Origin of the sequence: Rathayibacter sp. Leaf185, from assembly GCF_001423885.1 — a bacterium.
In the GTDB taxonomy this organism is placed as follows: Bacteria; Actinomycetota; Actinomycetes; order Actinomycetales; family Microbacteriaceae; genus Rathayibacter.
On the sequence record NZ_LMPP01000003.1, the window covers coordinates 1 to 14,468 of the forward strand.

The following is a 14,468-nucleotide window of genomic DNA, read 5'->3' on the forward strand; positions in this document are numbered from 1 at the left end:
AGCGTCCAAGTCGCCGGGTCCCTCGACCACGATGCGGACCGACGGTCCGTCCTGGGTGATGAGGGCGTCCACGCGCTGCCAGTCGGTGTCGCAGAGGATCACGGCGTGGATGCCTGTGCCCTGCGGCGGGGAGACGAGCCTGTTAGGCGTGAAGCCCTCCCAGAACCGTTTGGTGGTGGGGAGCGACCAGGGCCCGACGATCTCGTGAACGGTCTCGAGTCGAGTCATGGATCAGGCCTCGTCCTGTGGAGCGATGGCATGACCGGCGGGGTCGGCGGCAGTGCAGCCGAAGGGTCCGTCGATGGGTGCCGCGTCGGTCGACCGTTCTCCGAAGAAGAAGGCCTCGCCGTCGGAGTAGTGACTGTTCACGCTCATGTGCTCGGCGAAGCGCTCGTCCCCGAACGCCGCTGTCAGGTCGTCGGCAGAGCGCCACTGCACGTACTCGATGATCCGATCGCTCCGCAGGTCACGGAAAATGGTCGTCGAGACGAAGCCGTCGAGGTTCCTGATGTGGTCGCGAGTCTCGCTCTCGTTGTACTCGGCGATCCATCTCTGCTTGCCGCTGACGGGCGCCAGCGTGATGATCTCGTGCGCCGACCCGGTCCGAAGCCGGACCGGCTCGACCTGCGTCGGGTCATCCGGATCCGCCGTCACCGACGCGCTGAACCGATAGATCCCGTCGTCAACGACGAACCCGTCGTTCACTCGCCTGCGACCCAGTTCCGCGGCGAACGCCTCGGCGTCGCTGCGACTGCGCCAGAAGAGCAGACCCAGGAGGAGCTCGGTGACGGGAGAGGAGGGCGGACCGAGCACACGGCCCTGCGCCAGCCGAATCATTCCGCCGAACCCCACCTTCTGCCGCGCGAGCACTTCCGCGGAGGTGATCGGGTCGGCCCATCCCGTTCCAGCACCGCTGGGGTCCGCGTCGGCACTCACCCTGACGACGTAGGGATACTCGTCGAAGTCGACGACGTCTGCGGTTCGCGAGGAAGTGGGCACAGGAGGACCTCCGGGCTTTGATGAGCAACGCCGGAGGTTTTCAGCCCCGGATCGACCGCACTGGTAGCGAGTCAACCACTCCGATGAGAATCGGTCAGAGGAAAAATGTACCCCGCTTCTGGCGGATCATTCGCGAGCTGCTGTCGTCCGAGACGACTTCACCGGTTGGGTGTGGACCGCAGGGGAGATGGCAAGGCGATCAGCGCCAGCCGCGCCCTCATAGGGTGAGTGGTGGCGCTGAAGTCATGACGACGGGCCCCGAGGCGGCATTGGTGGCCCTCAGCCTCGCCGCCCCGAAGGCCCCTCGCATGGTTGTCGGCTCACCGGTCTCACGTCTGCCGAGTCACGAGCTGGGACAGGGGGAGCAGGCGCAGGTGCTCGGGTCGGAGTTCCTCAGGGTTCCGCGCCTGCAGTAGTTTCACCGTTCCGACGACCCGAGCATGAGCGGCGGGCAGCGAACGATAGGCCGACTCAGCGCGGTGGAAGACATCGCTCACATCGTGCTCTGGCTGCGCAGCAGCGGGGCATTGAATCAGACCGGGCTGCTCATGATCGTCGATGGTGGTCTCACCCTGAGCTGAGCCGCATCGGATGGCGTCCTCGCCCTCGTGGGTGCCGGCGTCGGCGTGGGGTCCGCGCCGTCCTCGGCCGTGTAGGCCGCTGTCGGTTGCGTCGAGGTGCGAGGCCGCTCGTGGAAACACTGCTCGCAGCGCACGTCGACGATGCTGCGTGGCGTTGTGAGTGGGGCGTCGCGGGCGCTTCGGCACGTCCTCGGGCGGTGACGAGTACTGCCGATCGCATTTTTCCACCTATTGATATAATCGCCGCCCGACAGGTATTGGACAGGAATAGATCATCGCTCCTACGGTCGGCATGACGGCGGCGACGATGCCGACGGCGACTCGACGGAGAGGCAGAACCGATGATCCAGGCGCAGAGGGTCCACGCACCCGAGATGGAGGATCGGATCTATCGCAAGCTGTCGGTGCGGATCCTGCCGATCCTCGCCATCGGCATGTTCATCTCCTTCATCGATCGCGCGAACCTCGGGGTGATCGCCGGCCCACTGTCGATCGACCTAGGGCTCACGGCCGCGTCGTTCGGATTGGCCGCCGGCTTCTTCTACATCGGCTACCTGCTGTTCGAGATCCCGTCGAACATGGTCCTCGCCAAGGTGGGCGCGCGCATTTGGCTCGGTCGCATCATGATCACCTGGGGCATCGTCACCATCGGGATGTCGTTCATGCAGAACGACGTGTCGCTGTTCATTATGCGTTTCCTGCTCGGCGCAGCAGAAGCGGGCTACTCGCCGGGAACCATCCTCTTCCTCGCCCTCTGGTGCACGCCCCGCATGCTGTCGAAGGCCATGTCGGTGCTCAACCTCGCGGTGCCGATCGCCCTCGCAGTCGGGTCGGTCATCACTTCGCTGCTGCTGCTCCTGGACGGCGTCGCAGGCCTCGCGGGCTGGCGCTGGGTCTTCGTCATCGAAGGACTCCCCGCCATCGCTCTCGCGCTCTACATCTTCCTGAGGCTGCCATCGTCGCCCGCGCGGTCGGCGTGGCTCGACGACGACGAGAAGGCGTTCCTCGCCGCGAACGTCGTGCAGCGCAAGAGTGCGACCGCCCACGAGATCCGACAGCTCCCGGCCGCGCTGCGACGCCCGTCGCTGTGGCTCTTCGCCATCACGTACTTCTGCGTCCTGGCAGGCTTCTGGTCGATCACCTACTTCCTGCCGACGATCGTGCAGGAGTCGTTCGGGCTCGGCGTCGTCGCCTCAGGCATCCTGTCTGCCGTGCCGTGGGTGTTCTCGGCTCTCGTCATGTTCACCGTCCTGCGCAGCATGCGCCGCACGGGCGACCGCAAGTGGCACCTGTCTGCACTCATGGCCGCCGCCGCCCTCGGTCTGCTCGTCGGCGTCCTTTCCGGCAACCCCGTCGTGGCGCTTGCGGGGATCAGCATCGCCGCGGCCGGCTTCTTCGGCCTGCTCTCGACGTTCCAGACCACCGTCGCGCAGGTGTATGCGGGGGCTCTCGCCGCGGTGTCCATCGCGTTCGTCAACTCCCTCGGCAATCTCAGCGGATTCGTCGGTCCCTACGTGCTCGGCGCACTGAGCGACCTCACGGGGTCGACCGATGCCGGACTGCTCATCATGGTCGGCTTCTTCGCCCTCGCGGCCGTCCTCGTGTTCCTGATGGTGCGTTGGGCGGACGGCGTCACGGGCGGGCCAGACGGCCACCCAGCTGCAGCTTCTGCCGCTGAGACGTCGGCAGCTCCGTCCAACGCGACTGCGCCGACGCGCGGATGATCACCGCACATGGAGCTCCGACGGCCGCTGCGGACGGCGTGATGCAAGTCGGAGGCGCCCCCGGACCAAGAGTCGATGTCGACGTCCTCGAGCGTCACGGGCTCGACCGTTAGCGTCAGCAGCCATCACGATCACCAGTACCACCACGAGAAAGGACCGGCCCATGGCCAACCTCCGACTGCACCACGTCAATGTGACGTCCGACGACATGTCGATCCTCACGCGCTTCTACCAGGACGCGCTCGGCCTCGAGATGCTGCCCTCGCCGCCCATGATCGCGACCTCCGCGAGCGGGACCACCGATGGCGACGAGGCCTGGGACGACGCGGCAAAGTTCTTCAATGCCGGCGATCCGAACGAGCTGCAGCTGCACGCGACGCAGCGACAGCCCTACCTCGCCGCGCAAGAGGGACACTCCGTCAATCCGCTCATCAGCGGGCACTTCGCCTTCCGAACGGACGACATTGAGGACGTCATGGCGCGGCTCACCGCGAACGGCATCCCCTTCGACGACTGGGGCATCTGGTCGGTGAAGGGATGGCACCAGATCTTCCTGACCGACCCTGCCGGCAACATGGTCGAGATCCACCAGGTGAAGGACGACGTCGAGCCCTGACCCGGCGCGGCAGGGGGCTTGACGGCCTCGCGCAGATCCTGGGCCGTCCCGGCCTCTCGGCCGGGACGGCCGAAGACTCTCCATGACGACTTGCTCGTCGTCGACATCACGCTCGACCTGCACGGTTGTAACTACGGCCATGTAGGCGCCACCGCTACCCCTGATCAACGTAGGAGCATCCATGACCCACGCAGCACGCGACGTCGTCGTCATCACAGGAGCCGCACAGGGCATCGGTCTGCACTGCGCACTGCTCGCCGCAGAGGCGGGCGCGTCCGTCGCGATCCTCGACGTCAATGCAGCGGCTGCCGACCGCGCCGCCGCGTCCCTGCCGGGTGGGCCACACCTCGCGGTCGCGGGCGATGTGACCGACCGCGCATCTATGGACGCGGCGATCGCCGAGGTGGCGGCCACGATCGGTCCGCCGACGGCGGTCGTCGCGGCCGCCGGCATCGTGAGCCGCACACCGCTCGCGGACGCGACCTCCGAGGAGTTCCGGCGGGTCTTCGCGGTCAACGTCGAGGGCGTGCACCACACGATCGCGGCTGCCGTGCCGCACCTTCGCGCCGCGGGCGCGCGCGGCTCGATAGTCGCGCTGGGATCCGTCGCAGCCGCCACTGGAGGAGGCCTCATGGGCAATGGGGTCTACGCGATGTCAAAGGCGGCGGTCGAGGGACTCGTGCGGGGCTACGCGCGCGAGCTCGCTCCATGGGGTGTGCGCGCCAACGTCGTGGCACCCGGAGCGACCGAGACGCCGATGACGAGCGTGCTGTCCGACGAGGACGTCGCGCGCATCACCAGCATGTCGCTGCTCGGCAGGATGTGCCGGCCCGAGGAGATCGCCGGTGTCGTAACCTTCCTGCTCGGCGGTGCGGCCGGCGCGATAACCGGCCAGGTGCTTCGCCCCAACGGAGGCGTCGTCTTCGGATGACGGCGCGAGGCGAGCGTGCTGCGATGCAGCGAGCCGGCTCCGTCCTCAATGCTGCGGTTGGCAGCGGTCGACGCCCGGACTCGTCTGCATCGACCTCGACCCACTTTTCGGGCTCCTTCTCGAGGGCACGCGCAGGCGGTCCGGTCCGTCCGTTGACCCGTTGTCGCCGCACGGTACAATGCGTTCGAGGCATCAATCGATCCACCATCGGGTATTGGACCAGCAAGAATGGCACTGCCAGGCTGACTGGCGTGCAAACCCTCCTCCTTCACGACGACCCGGATCACCTGACGGTGACGCTCGATCGTCCAGACGTCCGGAATGCGATCGACGACCAGATGGTGCGCGAGCTCCACGAGGTGTGCGATCGGCTCGAACGCGAGCCGCGCATCCTTCTGCTCACCGGTTCGAGCTCCGCCGAGCGCGGCGTGTTCGCCAGCGGCGCCGACATCCGTCAGCTCGCCGAGCGCGGCCGCGACCAGGCGCTACGGGGCATCAACTCGTCGCTCTTCTCGCGAATCGCGAACCTGCCGCTACCCGTGATCGCCGCCGTCGACGGCTTCGCGATCGGCGGTGGCGCCGAGCTCGCCTACGCCGCCGACTTCCGACTCGCGAGCGACCGCGCGGTGTTCGGCAATCCGGAGGTCGGGCTCGGCATCATGCCCGCCGCCGGTGCCACGTGGCGGCTACTCGAGCTCGTGGGAGAGCCGCTCGCGATGGAGGTGCTCCTCGCGGGGCGGCGACTCACTGCCGCCGAGGCCTACCAGGCGGGGCTCGTCGTATCTGTGCATCCCTGGCAGGACTTGCGTGCCGCGGCGAACGATCTCATCGACCGGATCGCTGCGCAAGACTCGCTTGCGGTGCGGCTCACGAAGCGCATGGTGCGGGCGCCGCGCGCTGCGCATCCTCTTATCGACGACCTCGCGCAGGCGATCCTGTTCGAGTCCGATGGCAAGTCGACGAGGATGCAGGCGTTTCTGGAGCGCTCGAGCGTGAAGGAGGCGCGACGGTGAGCGTGCCGAGTCGCGTCGGGGTCGTGGGTGGCGGCACGATGGGCGCGGGCATCGCGCAGGTGTTCGCTCAGGCGGGCGCTTCCGTCGTGATCCTCGAGCGAGACGTGGCGTCCATCGCCGCGGCGACGGAGCGGCTCGACGCCGGCATCGCGCGCTCGGCGTCGCGCTTCGAGGGCTATGACGCTGACGCGGTTCGCGCGCGCCTCGCGGTCGAGGCCGACTACGGCGTCCTCGCGGGTGCCGATCTCGTGGTCGAGGCGGTGCCCGAGATCATCGGCCTCAAGCGCGAGACGCTCCAGCGCGTCGAGCGCGCCGTCAGCCCCGAGGCGTGGATTGCGACGAACACGTCGTCGCTGCCCGTGAGCGACCTCGCCCTCGCGCTCGAGCGCCCCGAGCGGTGCTTCGGGCTGCACTTCTTCAACCCGGTGCCAGCCTCTGCGCTCATCGAAGTCGTCGTCGCCCCGACCACGCACGATGGCGTGCCCGCGATGACGCGGACGTGGGCGGAAGCGCTCGGCAAGACCGCGATCGTCGTGCGCGACGCGCCGGGGTTCGCGAGCTCGCGGCTCGGACTGGCGCTCGCGCTGGAGGCGATGCGCATGGTCGAGCAGGGCGTCGCCTCGGCGGACGACGTCGACGCGGCGATGGTGCTCGGCTATCGGCACGCCACTGGTCCGCTGCGCACCACGGATCTCGTGGGGCTCGACGTCCGCCTCGGAATCGCCGAGCACCTCGCGTCGACCCTCGGTGAGCGCTTCGAACCGCCGGCCATCCTGCGCAGGCTCGTCGACGAAGGCTGGCTCGGCCGCAAGAGTGGCCGAGGCTTTTTCGACTACCCGGGCTCGTTGCGCTGAGCCGGCGACGGCACGACGCTCGCCGCCGCAGCGAGCACGGCGTCGAGCGCGCGGTCCGTGCGGCCGGAGCGCCACGCCATCCGCAGATGAACAGGGTCCATGGGCTCCGCGAGCGGTAGGAAGCGCAGATGGGGGTCCGCGATGCTCTCGACGACCGACGACAGGGTGAGCGAGCAGCCGACCTCGGCTGACACGAGCGACATGACCGTCCAGGTGTCGGGCGCGTACTGGGCGACCTCCGCCGTGAAGCCGCCGCGACGCCCGAGCGTGCGCAGGCGGTCGAGGAGCACACTGCCGGTCTCGGCGGGCAGCGACACGAAGGTCTCGCCGCGAAGGTCCTCGGCGCGCACCGTCTCCTGTGAGGCGAGCCTGTGCGTCTCGGACACGGCGAGCACGAGTTGCTCGGATGCGAGCACGCGACTGTCGATGCCGATGGGCAGGTGGTCCCAGCGCCCGAGTGCGATGTCGATCTCGCCGCGCACGAGCGAGCCCATCGCGAGATCTGCGAAGCGCTGGCTGAGTAGTTCGAAGCGGATGCCGGGGTGTCGGTGCTTCACGGCACGCGCGACGCGGCCCACCATCGCGTTCGACGAGGCGCCGGCGTAGGCGAAGCGGACGTGGCCGATCTCGCCTTTCGCTGCTGCCTTGGCGGTCGCGCGGAAGCGGTCCGCGGCGTCGAGCACAGCACGAGCCGGGTCCACGAGTGACTCGCCGACTGCGGTGAGCGCGACACGACGCGTGCTGCGGTCGAACAGCGCGACCCCGAGCGAGCGCTCGAGCTGCTGCACGCTCCGGCTCACCGGCGGTTGGGCCATATTCAGTCGTTCGGCTGCACGACCGAAGTGCAGCTCTTCGGCGACAGCGAGAAATGTCCGGATCTGCTGCAGGTCCATCTGACCGTCTCCCTCCACGCATCACCCCGTACTGAGCGATGCGTCTCATGCATCAAATCACACAGGATTCAGTATTGGACGCGCATCGATGGTGCCTGACAGCCTGGTGCAGCCGACACGAAGGAAGGTGGGGCTCGATGACGAATTCCACGGCGCCAGACACGACGCTCTTCGAGCAGCTGACAGGCGGGCCGCTCGAGGGATTGGTGGTCGCCGACTTCGGACGCGTGCTCGCCGGCCCGTACTGCACGATGCTGCTGGCCGACCTCGGCGCGACAGTCATCAAGGTCGAGAGTCCGAGGGGCGACGAGACGAGGTCGTGGGCGCCGCCGCGGCACGAGGACGAGTCGACGTACTACCTCTCCATCAATCGCAACAAGCACTCAGTGGTGCTCGACTTCACCGATCCCGATGATCTCGACCTCGCGCAGCGCCTCGCCGCCCGCGCCGACATCGTCGCTGAGAATTTCAAGCCGAGCGGGCTTGCACGCTTCGGGCTCGACTACGAGTCGGTCCGCGCGGAGAACCCCGAGGTCATCTATGCCTCCGTATCGGGCTTCGGTACGGCGGGCGGTGCGTCGCTGCCCGGCTACGACCTCCTCGTGCAGGCCGCGTCGGGCCTCATCAGCCTCACAGGTCCGCCTGAGACCGAGGGCTACCGTTCGGGCATCGCGCTGTTCGACGTCATCACCGGCCTGCACACGGCCGTGGGCATTCTCGCGGCGCTGCGGCATCGCGATCGCACGGGAGAGGGGCAGCACCTCGAGCTGAACCTGATGATGTCGGCACTGTCGGGGATGGTGAATCAGACCGGCGGGTACGTCCTGAACGGCGAGGTGCCCGGCCGGCTCGGCAACGACCACCCGAGCATCTACCCCTATGCACCGTTCCCGACGGCAGACGGCGACATCGTGCTCGCGATCGGCAACGACGTGCAATTCGCAGCGCTGTGCTCCGCCCTCGGGCTCGGAGATGTCGCATCCGACGCGCGCTTCGCGACGAACGTCGCCCGGAGCGAGCACCGTTCGCTCCTGCGTCCGCTGATCGTCGACAGCCTGCGCTCGCGCAGCGCGGAGAAGTGGTTCGACCTCATGTCGGCACGAGGGATCCCCTGCGCGCCGATTCTCGACGTCGGCGCTGGCATGGCCTTCGCCGAGCGTATCGGGCTCGCCCCGATCATCGAAGCGGGCACCGGGGACCGCCGGATGCGCGGCGTGCGCAATCCCATCTCGTTCTCACGCTCGCCCGTGCGCTACGACCTCGCGCCACCGGTGCTCGACGGCAGCGGCGACGTCGTGCGCGCCTGGCTGAGCGCCGACGCCGACGCATTCGCGGCAGGCGACGCAGCCCACGCGACTTCAGCCGCCCAGTGAACAGGAGTGATGCCAGCATGCACACCGACACCACCCCGCGCACAGTCGACCTCGACTACTACGGCATCTGGCAGACGCTGAGCGACGAGGATCGCGCCATCGTCGCGCGGGTCCGCGGCTTCGTCGATGCCGAGGTCACGCCGATCATCAATGCCTACTGGGAGGCGGCCGACTTCCCGTACGAGCTGCTCCCGTCGATCGCCGGTCTCGGCATCGTCGGCACTGCGATCGAGGGCTACGGATGCCCGGGGCTCACGCGCCTGCAGACGGGTCTCGTAGCGATGGAGCTCTCGCGCGGCGATGGCAGCGTGAACACGCTGAACGCGGTGCAGTCCGGCCTCGTGATGGGAAGCATCTCGCTGCTCGGCGACGAGGAGCAGAAGCAGCGTTGGCTACCATCCCTCGCCCGGCTCGAGCTGCTGGGTGCTTTCGCGCTCACCGAGCCCGACCACGGATCGGACTCGGTCGCGCTCGAGACGCGCGCGTACCGGGACGGCGACTCCTACGTGCTGGACGGCGCGAAGAAGTGGATCGGTCTCGGCCACGTCGCCGACGTCGTGATCGTCTGGGCTCGCGACGACGAGGACGGCAAGGTGAAGGCCTTCGTCGTCGAGAAGGACGCCGACGGTGCCTATCCGCACGGGTACGACGCGCATGCCATCCAGGGCAAGATCGGGAAGCGCGCGATCCAACAGGCCGAGATCACGCTCACGGGCGTGCGCGTGCCCATCGGGAATCGCCTCGCGGCCTCGACGTCCTTCCGCGACGTCGGCGCAATCCTCAACCGCACGCGAACGACGGTCGCGTGGGAGGCGCTCGGCCACGCGGTCGCGGCCTACGAGATCGCCGCGAGATACGTCCACGAGCGCGTCCAGTTCGGCAAGCCGATCGCGAGCTTCCAGCTCGTGCAGAACAAGCTCGCGAACATGCTGGCGGACCTCACAGCCATGCAGCTCATGTGCGTTCGCACGGCGAACCTGCAAGACGAAGGCACGCTCACGAACGAGCAGGCATCGCTCGCGAAAATGTTCACGGGCCAGCGGGCCCGCACCCTCTGCCGCGACGCCCGCGACCTCCTCGGAGGCAACGGCCTACTCCTCGAGCACCACGTCGCGCGCCACCTGACCGACATGGAGGTGGTCCACACCTACGAGGGGACCGACTTCGTGCAGTCCCTGATCGTCGGGCGCGACATCACGGGCATCTCCGCCTTCGCCTGACCCGGCCCGCCCGCACGACCGACCCGAAGGAGCGAGCACCGATGCCCGCAGCATTCGTCTACGACGCCGTCCGCACGCCCTTCGGCCGCGCGGGTGGCGCGCTCGCGGCCGTTCGGCCCGACGACCTCGCCGCGACCGTCATGCGGTCCGCAATCGAACGCCTCGACCTCGACCCCGTGCGGATCGCCGACGTCATCTTCGGCGACGCGAACCAGGCAGGCGAGGACAATCGCAACGTCGCACGCTTCGGTGCACTGCTGGCGGGCTTCCCCACCTCGGTCACTGGCGTGACGGTGAACCGACTGTGCGCGTCGTCGGTCGAAGCCGTGATTCAGGCGGCACGCGCAGTCGAGTCGGGCGACGCCGAAGTCGTGCTGGCCGGCGGCGTCGAGTCGATGAGCAGAGCGCCGTACGTCGTCGAGAAGTCGGCGAAGCCGTGGCCGGCGGTCGGCAACCAGACGCTGTGGAACACCGCGATCGGCTGGCGGATGGTCAACCGCGCGCTGCCGACGCACTGGACGATCTCGAATGGCGAGTCGGCCGAGAAGATCGCACGCGAATGGGGCATCGCGCGCGACGCGCAGGATGCGTTCGCAGTACGTTCGCACCGCCTGGCGGCGGAGGCGTGGGCGGCAGGCATCTACGACGACGAGATCGTCCAGGTCGCCGGGGCCGAGCTCGAGCGCGACGAGGGCATCCGCGACGGCACGACGCTCGAGCGACTCGCGGGGCTGTCGCCGTTGTTCAAGCGCGACGGCTTTGGCACCGTGACTGCGGGCAACGCGTCGTCCGTGAACGACGGCGCCTCAGCCGTCGTCGTCGCGGGGGAGGGGGCAATCGATCGCGAGCCGCTCGCCCGCATCAGCGGCCGCGCATCGCATGGCGTCGACCCCGACGACTTCCCGATCGCGCCGATCGAGGCGGCGAACAAGGCGCTAATGCGGGCGGGACGAACGTGGGCCGATGTCGATGTCGTCGAGCTGAACGAGGCGTTCGCCTCGCAGTCGCTCGCATGCATCCAGGGATGGCCCGAGCTCGACCCCGACATCGTCAACATCCATGGTGGAGCACTCGCGATCGGCCATCCGCTGGGCGCATCGGGCGGACGCATCATCGGCCACGCGGCGCACGAGCTGCGGCGCCGCAATGGCGGTGTCGCGGTGGTCGCGATCTGCATCGGCGTCGGTCAAGGGCTCGCGGTCGTCCTAGAGCGGTAAACCCGTCGTGTCCGGGACCGGCGGAGTCTGCGCCGATTCCTCCGGGACACGTCAGGTGTCACGCACCACGATCGGACCGGAGCCTGTGCTAGGTGCTGTGCGGCGCAACCAAACCTCGATGGAAGCGGGGAAACTATAGAGCGGTCCCAAACGACTAAACTGACATAATGTGCATTATCGGATATCCGCATCCGGGGGGGATGTGCCGTCGAGGAGGCCGGCCGGCGAGTACGCGCGAAAGGGTTGTGCGCAGTGCTCACGTCCACTGCTTCGAGAATGATCCGACGATGGTCGAGAGCACCCGCCCTCGAGTGAAGAAGCGGACGATCCGCCGAGGCGAATCATCCTCGAACATCATGTCGAGGCCGCGCGCTGAAGCCTTCGCGGCCCGCCTCGCGCGTCGTCGCAGCTTCGTCTCGTGGCGGCGCACGACCCGGTCGAGGTCCGTGCCGTCGATGATCGCGCGGGCGAGGTCTGCGCCGTCGGCGAGTGCGAGATTCGCTCCTTCACCGGCGAACGGCGACATCAGATGCGCGGCGTCGCCGACGAGGGTGATGCCGGGACGATGCTCCCACCCCTGGCCGATCGGGAGCGCGTAGATGGGGCGGGCCCAGATGGCGTCGTCGCAGTGGCGGATCAGATCGGTCAGTGGTGCCGCCCAGTCGCGGTAGTGATCGAGCAGCAGCCGTCGCACGTCCGCCGGCTCCCGCCCGTTGACATCGTTGCGCACAGCCCAGTCCTCCGGCACGCGGAGCCCGAGTCCGACGACGATCTCCTCGCCGCCGTGGCCGGAGATCGACTTCCCGTCGGAAAGCGCGAAGAACGTGCCCAGGCCTGCCATCGCCGATGCTTCCGAGTGGAGCTCGGCAGCATTCGGAAGCCGGACCTCGACGATCGTGATCCCGGAATATGCCGGTCTCACGGGCGTGACCGCCCTGCGGACAGTCGACCACGCGCCGTCAGCACCGACCATGACATCAGTCGACACACGTCGATCGGAGAGCATCACGACGGGTCGGCCGTCCTGGAGCTCGACGCCGACGACCCGCGTTCCCCACTCGATCGTGCCAGGAGCAAGCGAGTCGACCAGGAGATGGCGGAGCGCGCGGCGGTCGATCTCCGGGCGACCGTTCCCTCCCTCGGGCTCCTCCTCGTCCACGAGGACCCGAGCACGCTTGTCCATCACGCGGGTGGCCTCTCCCCCGGCATGCACCTTCTCGAGGAAGTCGTCCAGCACGCCCGCGTCTCGCAGCGCCGCCTGACCTGTTCGTCTGTGGATGTCCAGGGATCCGCCCTGCTGGCGGCTCCACTCCGAGGCGTCCGCCTCGAGCACCGTCACAGGGACGCGTGCACGTTGCAGGATGCGAGCACACACCAGGCCGCTGAGTCCGGCGCCGACGATCACGACTGGAGTTCGAGCATCTGTCGTCATGCGGGAACGCTATACGTAGTTACTACGATTTCATAGTGACTACGGTAAACTAGACTGAGCGCATGGACGAAGAGGCGGGCCGACGTGGACGGAAGAGAGCGCAGACGCGGCATCGGATCAACGAGGCTGCTCTTCGACTGTTCGTGTCCCGGGGGTACGACTCCGTGACCGTCGCCGACGTCGCGGAAGAGGCGGACATAGCGCTGACGACATTGTTCGCCCACTTCCCGGAGGGCAAGCAGTCTCTCGTGTTCGGAAGTGGGGAGGATCGGGCTGCTGCGCTGTCCCGGGCCATCGTCGACCGGCCCGACGACCAGGACGTCCTCGACGCGGCAGAAGCGTTCATCGGACAGCGCGGTCCCGCTGCCCTACCGGGCTCGCACTCCGGAGACCTCGTGGAGCTGATCCGCGCCACGCCGGCACTCATCGACTACGCCCGACGACGCTGGGTCGACTGCGAGTCGGCCTTGGCGGAGACCCTCAGGAGCGAGGTCGACTTCGATTCACCTCTGGCGGCGCGATCTCTGGCCAGGTTCATCTTGGAGGCCCCCCAGATCGCCGGCGCCACCTCGGAACCGGGCCGAGCGCTGACGGAGATCTTCGACCACCTCCGCCGCGGCTGGATCGCGTAGAGGGGGGACGAGCCCGACACCGACCGGCACCGTCACCCCGGATCGCCCCTCGATCCCCAGCGCGATCCCGCCGGCCATCTCGTCGGTCTCCACGTTCGACACGCCGATCCTGGAGGGCGCTCCGGGGTGTGTTCACGGAGACCGGTCGGACCGCTGGTCTGCTCCGCAGGGGCCGTCCGCGTTCTACTCGGCGACGAAGTCCGACGTGTCTCCGACGAGCCGGGTGTTGTCCGCAGGGATCGGCTCGACAGCGGCCAGAGCGACCTCGGCAGCGAACTCCCCTACGTTGTACAGCTTCCCCGCCGACTCCCGACGCGAGCTGATGGCGCCCGGGTTCGACCGCTCGAGGAGCGTCGCCGTGATGGTGCCCTCGATCATGTCGCCCGAGACGACCACGAACTCGACGCCCCGCTCCGACAGCTCGGCGATCCGCTCGCGCAGCGCGTCCTCGCCCGCGCGCTTGGACAGCGCGACCGGCTCGTACTCGGGCATGGTCGGCGTCGTGCGGATGAAGTGCGCCTGGTGGCTGGTCACGAACACGACGCGCGAGCCGGCTCCGAGCAGCGGCAGCGCCGCATCGAGCGAGGCGACCTGCGAGTCCCGGTTGAGGACCATCGCGTAGTCCTCCCCCATGTTGCTCTCCATGCCGCCTGAGGCGTTCAGCACGAGCACGTCGAGCCCGCCGAGCTCCTCCTGGATGCGGGAGAAGAGCGCCGTGCGAGAGTCCGCGTCGGTGAGGTCGGCACCGACCGCGAACGCCGAGCCTCCTCCGGAGACGATCTGGTCGACGAGCTTCGTCGCCCGGGGCGCCTTCGAGCGGTAGTTCACGACGACGCGCGCGCCGGCCTCGGCGAAGTAGCGGATCGTGTCGGCGCCGATGCCGCGCGAGGAGCCGGTCACGAGGATCCGCTTGCCGTCGAGCGAACCGGGAGCGAGAGGGTTGGACACGAGGAGATCCTTCAGGACGCCGACGCTGGGCCGGA

The 14,468-nt window shown here is 68.2% G+C and carries 15 protein-coding genes; 10 read left to right on the forward strand and 5 right to left on the reverse strand.

Annotation, left to right across the window (positions count from 1 at the left end; genetic code table 11):
- Together ASG06_RS12355 and ASG06_RS12360 are read right to left on the reverse strand one after the other, a co-directional pair.
- On the reverse strand, positions 1-228 hold a 228-nt coding region (locus ASG06_RS12355; RefSeq protein ID WP_197409423.1), incomplete at its 3' end, for a hypothetical protein.
- Positions 229-231: 3 nt separating this feature from the next.
- A complete protein-coding gene (locus tag ASG06_RS12360; RefSeq protein WP_156465974.1) occupies positions 232-1,074 on the reverse strand; it encodes a hypothetical protein in 843 nt (280 codons plus the stop codon).
- 365 nt (positions 1,075-1,439) lie between these two features.
- Here ASG06_RS12360 and ASG06_RS20005 point away from each other — a divergent pair, with 365 nt between their 5' ends.
- From ASG06_RS20005 to ASG06_RS12385, 6 genes are all read left to right on the forward strand, one after another.
- Positions 1,440-1,580, forward strand: a complete 141-nt coding sequence (locus tag ASG06_RS20005) for a hypothetical protein (RefSeq protein WP_156465975.1) — start codon at positions 1,440-1,442, stop codon at positions 1,578-1,580.
- 341 nt (positions 1,581-1,921) lie between these two features.
- Positions 1,922-3,304, forward strand: coding sequence for an MFS transporter (locus ASG06_RS12365; protein ID WP_082499209.1), 1,383 nt, complete (start codon positions 1,922-1,924; stop codon positions 3,302-3,304).
- 163 nt (positions 3,305-3,467) lie between these two features.
- Positions 3,468-3,920 carry a VOC family protein gene (locus ASG06_RS12370; RefSeq protein ID WP_056042662.1) on the forward strand — a complete coding sequence of 151 codons (453 nt, stop codon included), beginning with the start codon at positions 3,468-3,470 and terminating at the stop codon, positions 3,918-3,920.
- Positions 3,921-4,101: 181 nt separating this feature from the next.
- Positions 4,102-4,851, forward strand: coding sequence for an SDR family NAD(P)-dependent oxidoreductase (locus tag ASG06_RS12375; protein WP_056042664.1), 750 nt, complete (start codon positions 4,102-4,104; stop codon positions 4,849-4,851).
- A gap of 251 nt (positions 4,852-5,102) precedes the next feature.
- Positions 5,103-5,864 carry an enoyl-CoA hydratase/isomerase family protein gene (locus tag ASG06_RS12380; RefSeq protein WP_056042666.1) on the forward strand — a complete coding sequence of 254 codons (762 nt, stop codon included), beginning with the start codon at positions 5,103-5,105 and terminating at the stop codon, positions 5,862-5,864.
- Positions 5,861-6,718 (forward strand): 3-hydroxyacyl-CoA dehydrogenase family protein, encoded by an 858-nt coding sequence (locus tag ASG06_RS12385; protein WP_056042668.1) that lies wholly within the window; start codon positions 5,861-5,863, stop codon positions 6,716-6,718. The genes ASG06_RS12380 and ASG06_RS12385 overlap by 4 nt, the downstream gene beginning before the upstream one ends.
- Here the strand turns inward: ASG06_RS12385 and ASG06_RS12390 are convergent.
- The gene (locus tag ASG06_RS12390; protein WP_056042669.1) at positions 6,697-7,611 is read right to left on the reverse strand and encodes a LysR family transcriptional regulator; all 915 of its coding nucleotides are present in this window, start codon (positions 7,609-7,611) and stop codon (positions 6,697-6,699) included. The genes ASG06_RS12385 and ASG06_RS12390 overlap by 22 nt on opposite strands.
- A 74-nt stretch (positions 7,612-7,685) precedes the next feature.
- On the opposite strand from ASG06_RS12390, the gene ASG06_RS12395 reads away from it, so the two are divergent.
- The 3 genes from ASG06_RS12395 to ASG06_RS12405 are packed head-to-tail and all read left to right on the forward strand — an operon-like array spanning position 7,686 to position 11,421.
- Positions 7,686-8,984 (forward strand): CaiB/BaiF CoA transferase family protein, encoded by a 1,299-nt coding sequence (locus tag ASG06_RS12395; RefSeq protein ID WP_231727722.1) that lies wholly within the window; start codon positions 7,686-7,688, stop codon positions 8,982-8,984.
- A 17-nt stretch (positions 8,985-9,001) separates the two neighbouring features.
- Positions 9,002-10,204 (forward strand): acyl-CoA dehydrogenase family protein, encoded by a 1,203-nt coding sequence (locus tag ASG06_RS12400; RefSeq protein ID WP_056042674.1) that lies wholly within the window; start codon positions 9,002-9,004, stop codon positions 10,202-10,204.
- Between the two features lie 41 nt (positions 10,205-10,245).
- Positions 10,246-11,421 (forward strand): thiolase family protein, encoded by a 1,176-nt coding sequence (locus ASG06_RS12405; protein WP_056042676.1) that lies wholly within the window; start codon positions 10,246-10,248, stop codon positions 11,419-11,421.
- A gap of 256 nt (positions 11,422-11,677) precedes the next feature.
- Here ASG06_RS12405 and ASG06_RS12410 read toward each other — a convergent pair whose 3' ends face one another.
- Positions 11,678-12,853 carry an FAD-dependent oxidoreductase gene (locus tag ASG06_RS12410; protein ID WP_056042678.1) on the reverse strand — a complete coding sequence of 392 codons (1,176 nt, stop codon included), beginning with the start codon at positions 12,851-12,853 and terminating at the stop codon, positions 11,678-11,680.
- A 62-nt stretch (positions 12,854-12,915) separates the two neighbouring features.
- Here ASG06_RS12410 and ASG06_RS12415 point away from each other — a divergent pair, with 62 nt between their 5' ends.
- The gene (locus ASG06_RS12415) at positions 12,916-13,485 is read left to right on the forward strand and encodes a TetR/AcrR family transcriptional regulator (RefSeq protein WP_056042680.1); all 570 of its coding nucleotides are present in this window, start codon (positions 12,916-12,918) and stop codon (positions 13,483-13,485) included.
- Between the two features lie 183 nt (positions 13,486-13,668).
- Here the strand turns inward: ASG06_RS12415 and ASG06_RS12420 are convergent, their stop codons facing one another.
- Positions 13,669-14,433 (reverse strand): SDR family oxidoreductase, encoded by a 765-nt coding sequence (locus ASG06_RS12420; protein ID WP_056042683.1) that lies wholly within the window; start codon positions 14,431-14,433, stop codon positions 13,669-13,671.
- Positions 14,434-14,468 lie beyond the last annotated feature (35 nt).

Bases quoted from the DNA above. Each gene is read 5' to 3' on its own strand.
- ASG06_RS20005 (WP_156465975.1), top strand. From the start codon at position 1,440: ATGAGCGGCGGGCAGCGAACGATAGGCCGACTCAGCGCGGTGGAAGAC.
- ASG06_RS12365 (WP_082499209.1), top strand. From the start codon at position 1,922: ATGATCCAGGCGCAGAGGGTCCACGCACCCGAGATGGAGGATCGGATC.
- ASG06_RS12370 (WP_056042662.1), top strand. From the start codon at position 3,468: ATGGCCAACCTCCGACTGCACCACGTCAATGTGACGTCCGACGACATG.
- ASG06_RS12375 (WP_056042664.1), top strand. From the start codon at position 4,102: ATGACCCACGCAGCACGCGACGTCGTCGTCATCACAGGAGCCGCACAG.
- ASG06_RS12390 (WP_056042669.1), bottom strand. From the start codon at position 7,611: ATGGACCTGCAGCAGATCCGGACATTTCTCGCTGTCGCCGAAGAGCTG.
- ASG06_RS12400 (WP_056042674.1), top strand. From the start codon at position 9,002: ATGCACACCGACACCACCCCGCGCACAGTCGACCTCGACTACTACGGC.
- ASG06_RS12405 (WP_056042676.1), top strand. From the start codon at position 10,246: ATGCCCGCAGCATTCGTCTACGACGCCGTCCGCACGCCCTTCGGCCGC.
- ASG06_RS12410 (WP_056042678.1), bottom strand. From the start codon at position 12,853: ATGACGACAGATGCTCGAACTCCAGTCGTGATCGTCGGCGCCGGACTC.
- ASG06_RS12415 (WP_056042680.1), top strand. From the start codon at position 12,916: ATGGACGAAGAGGCGGGCCGACGTGGACGGAAGAGAGCGCAGACGCGG.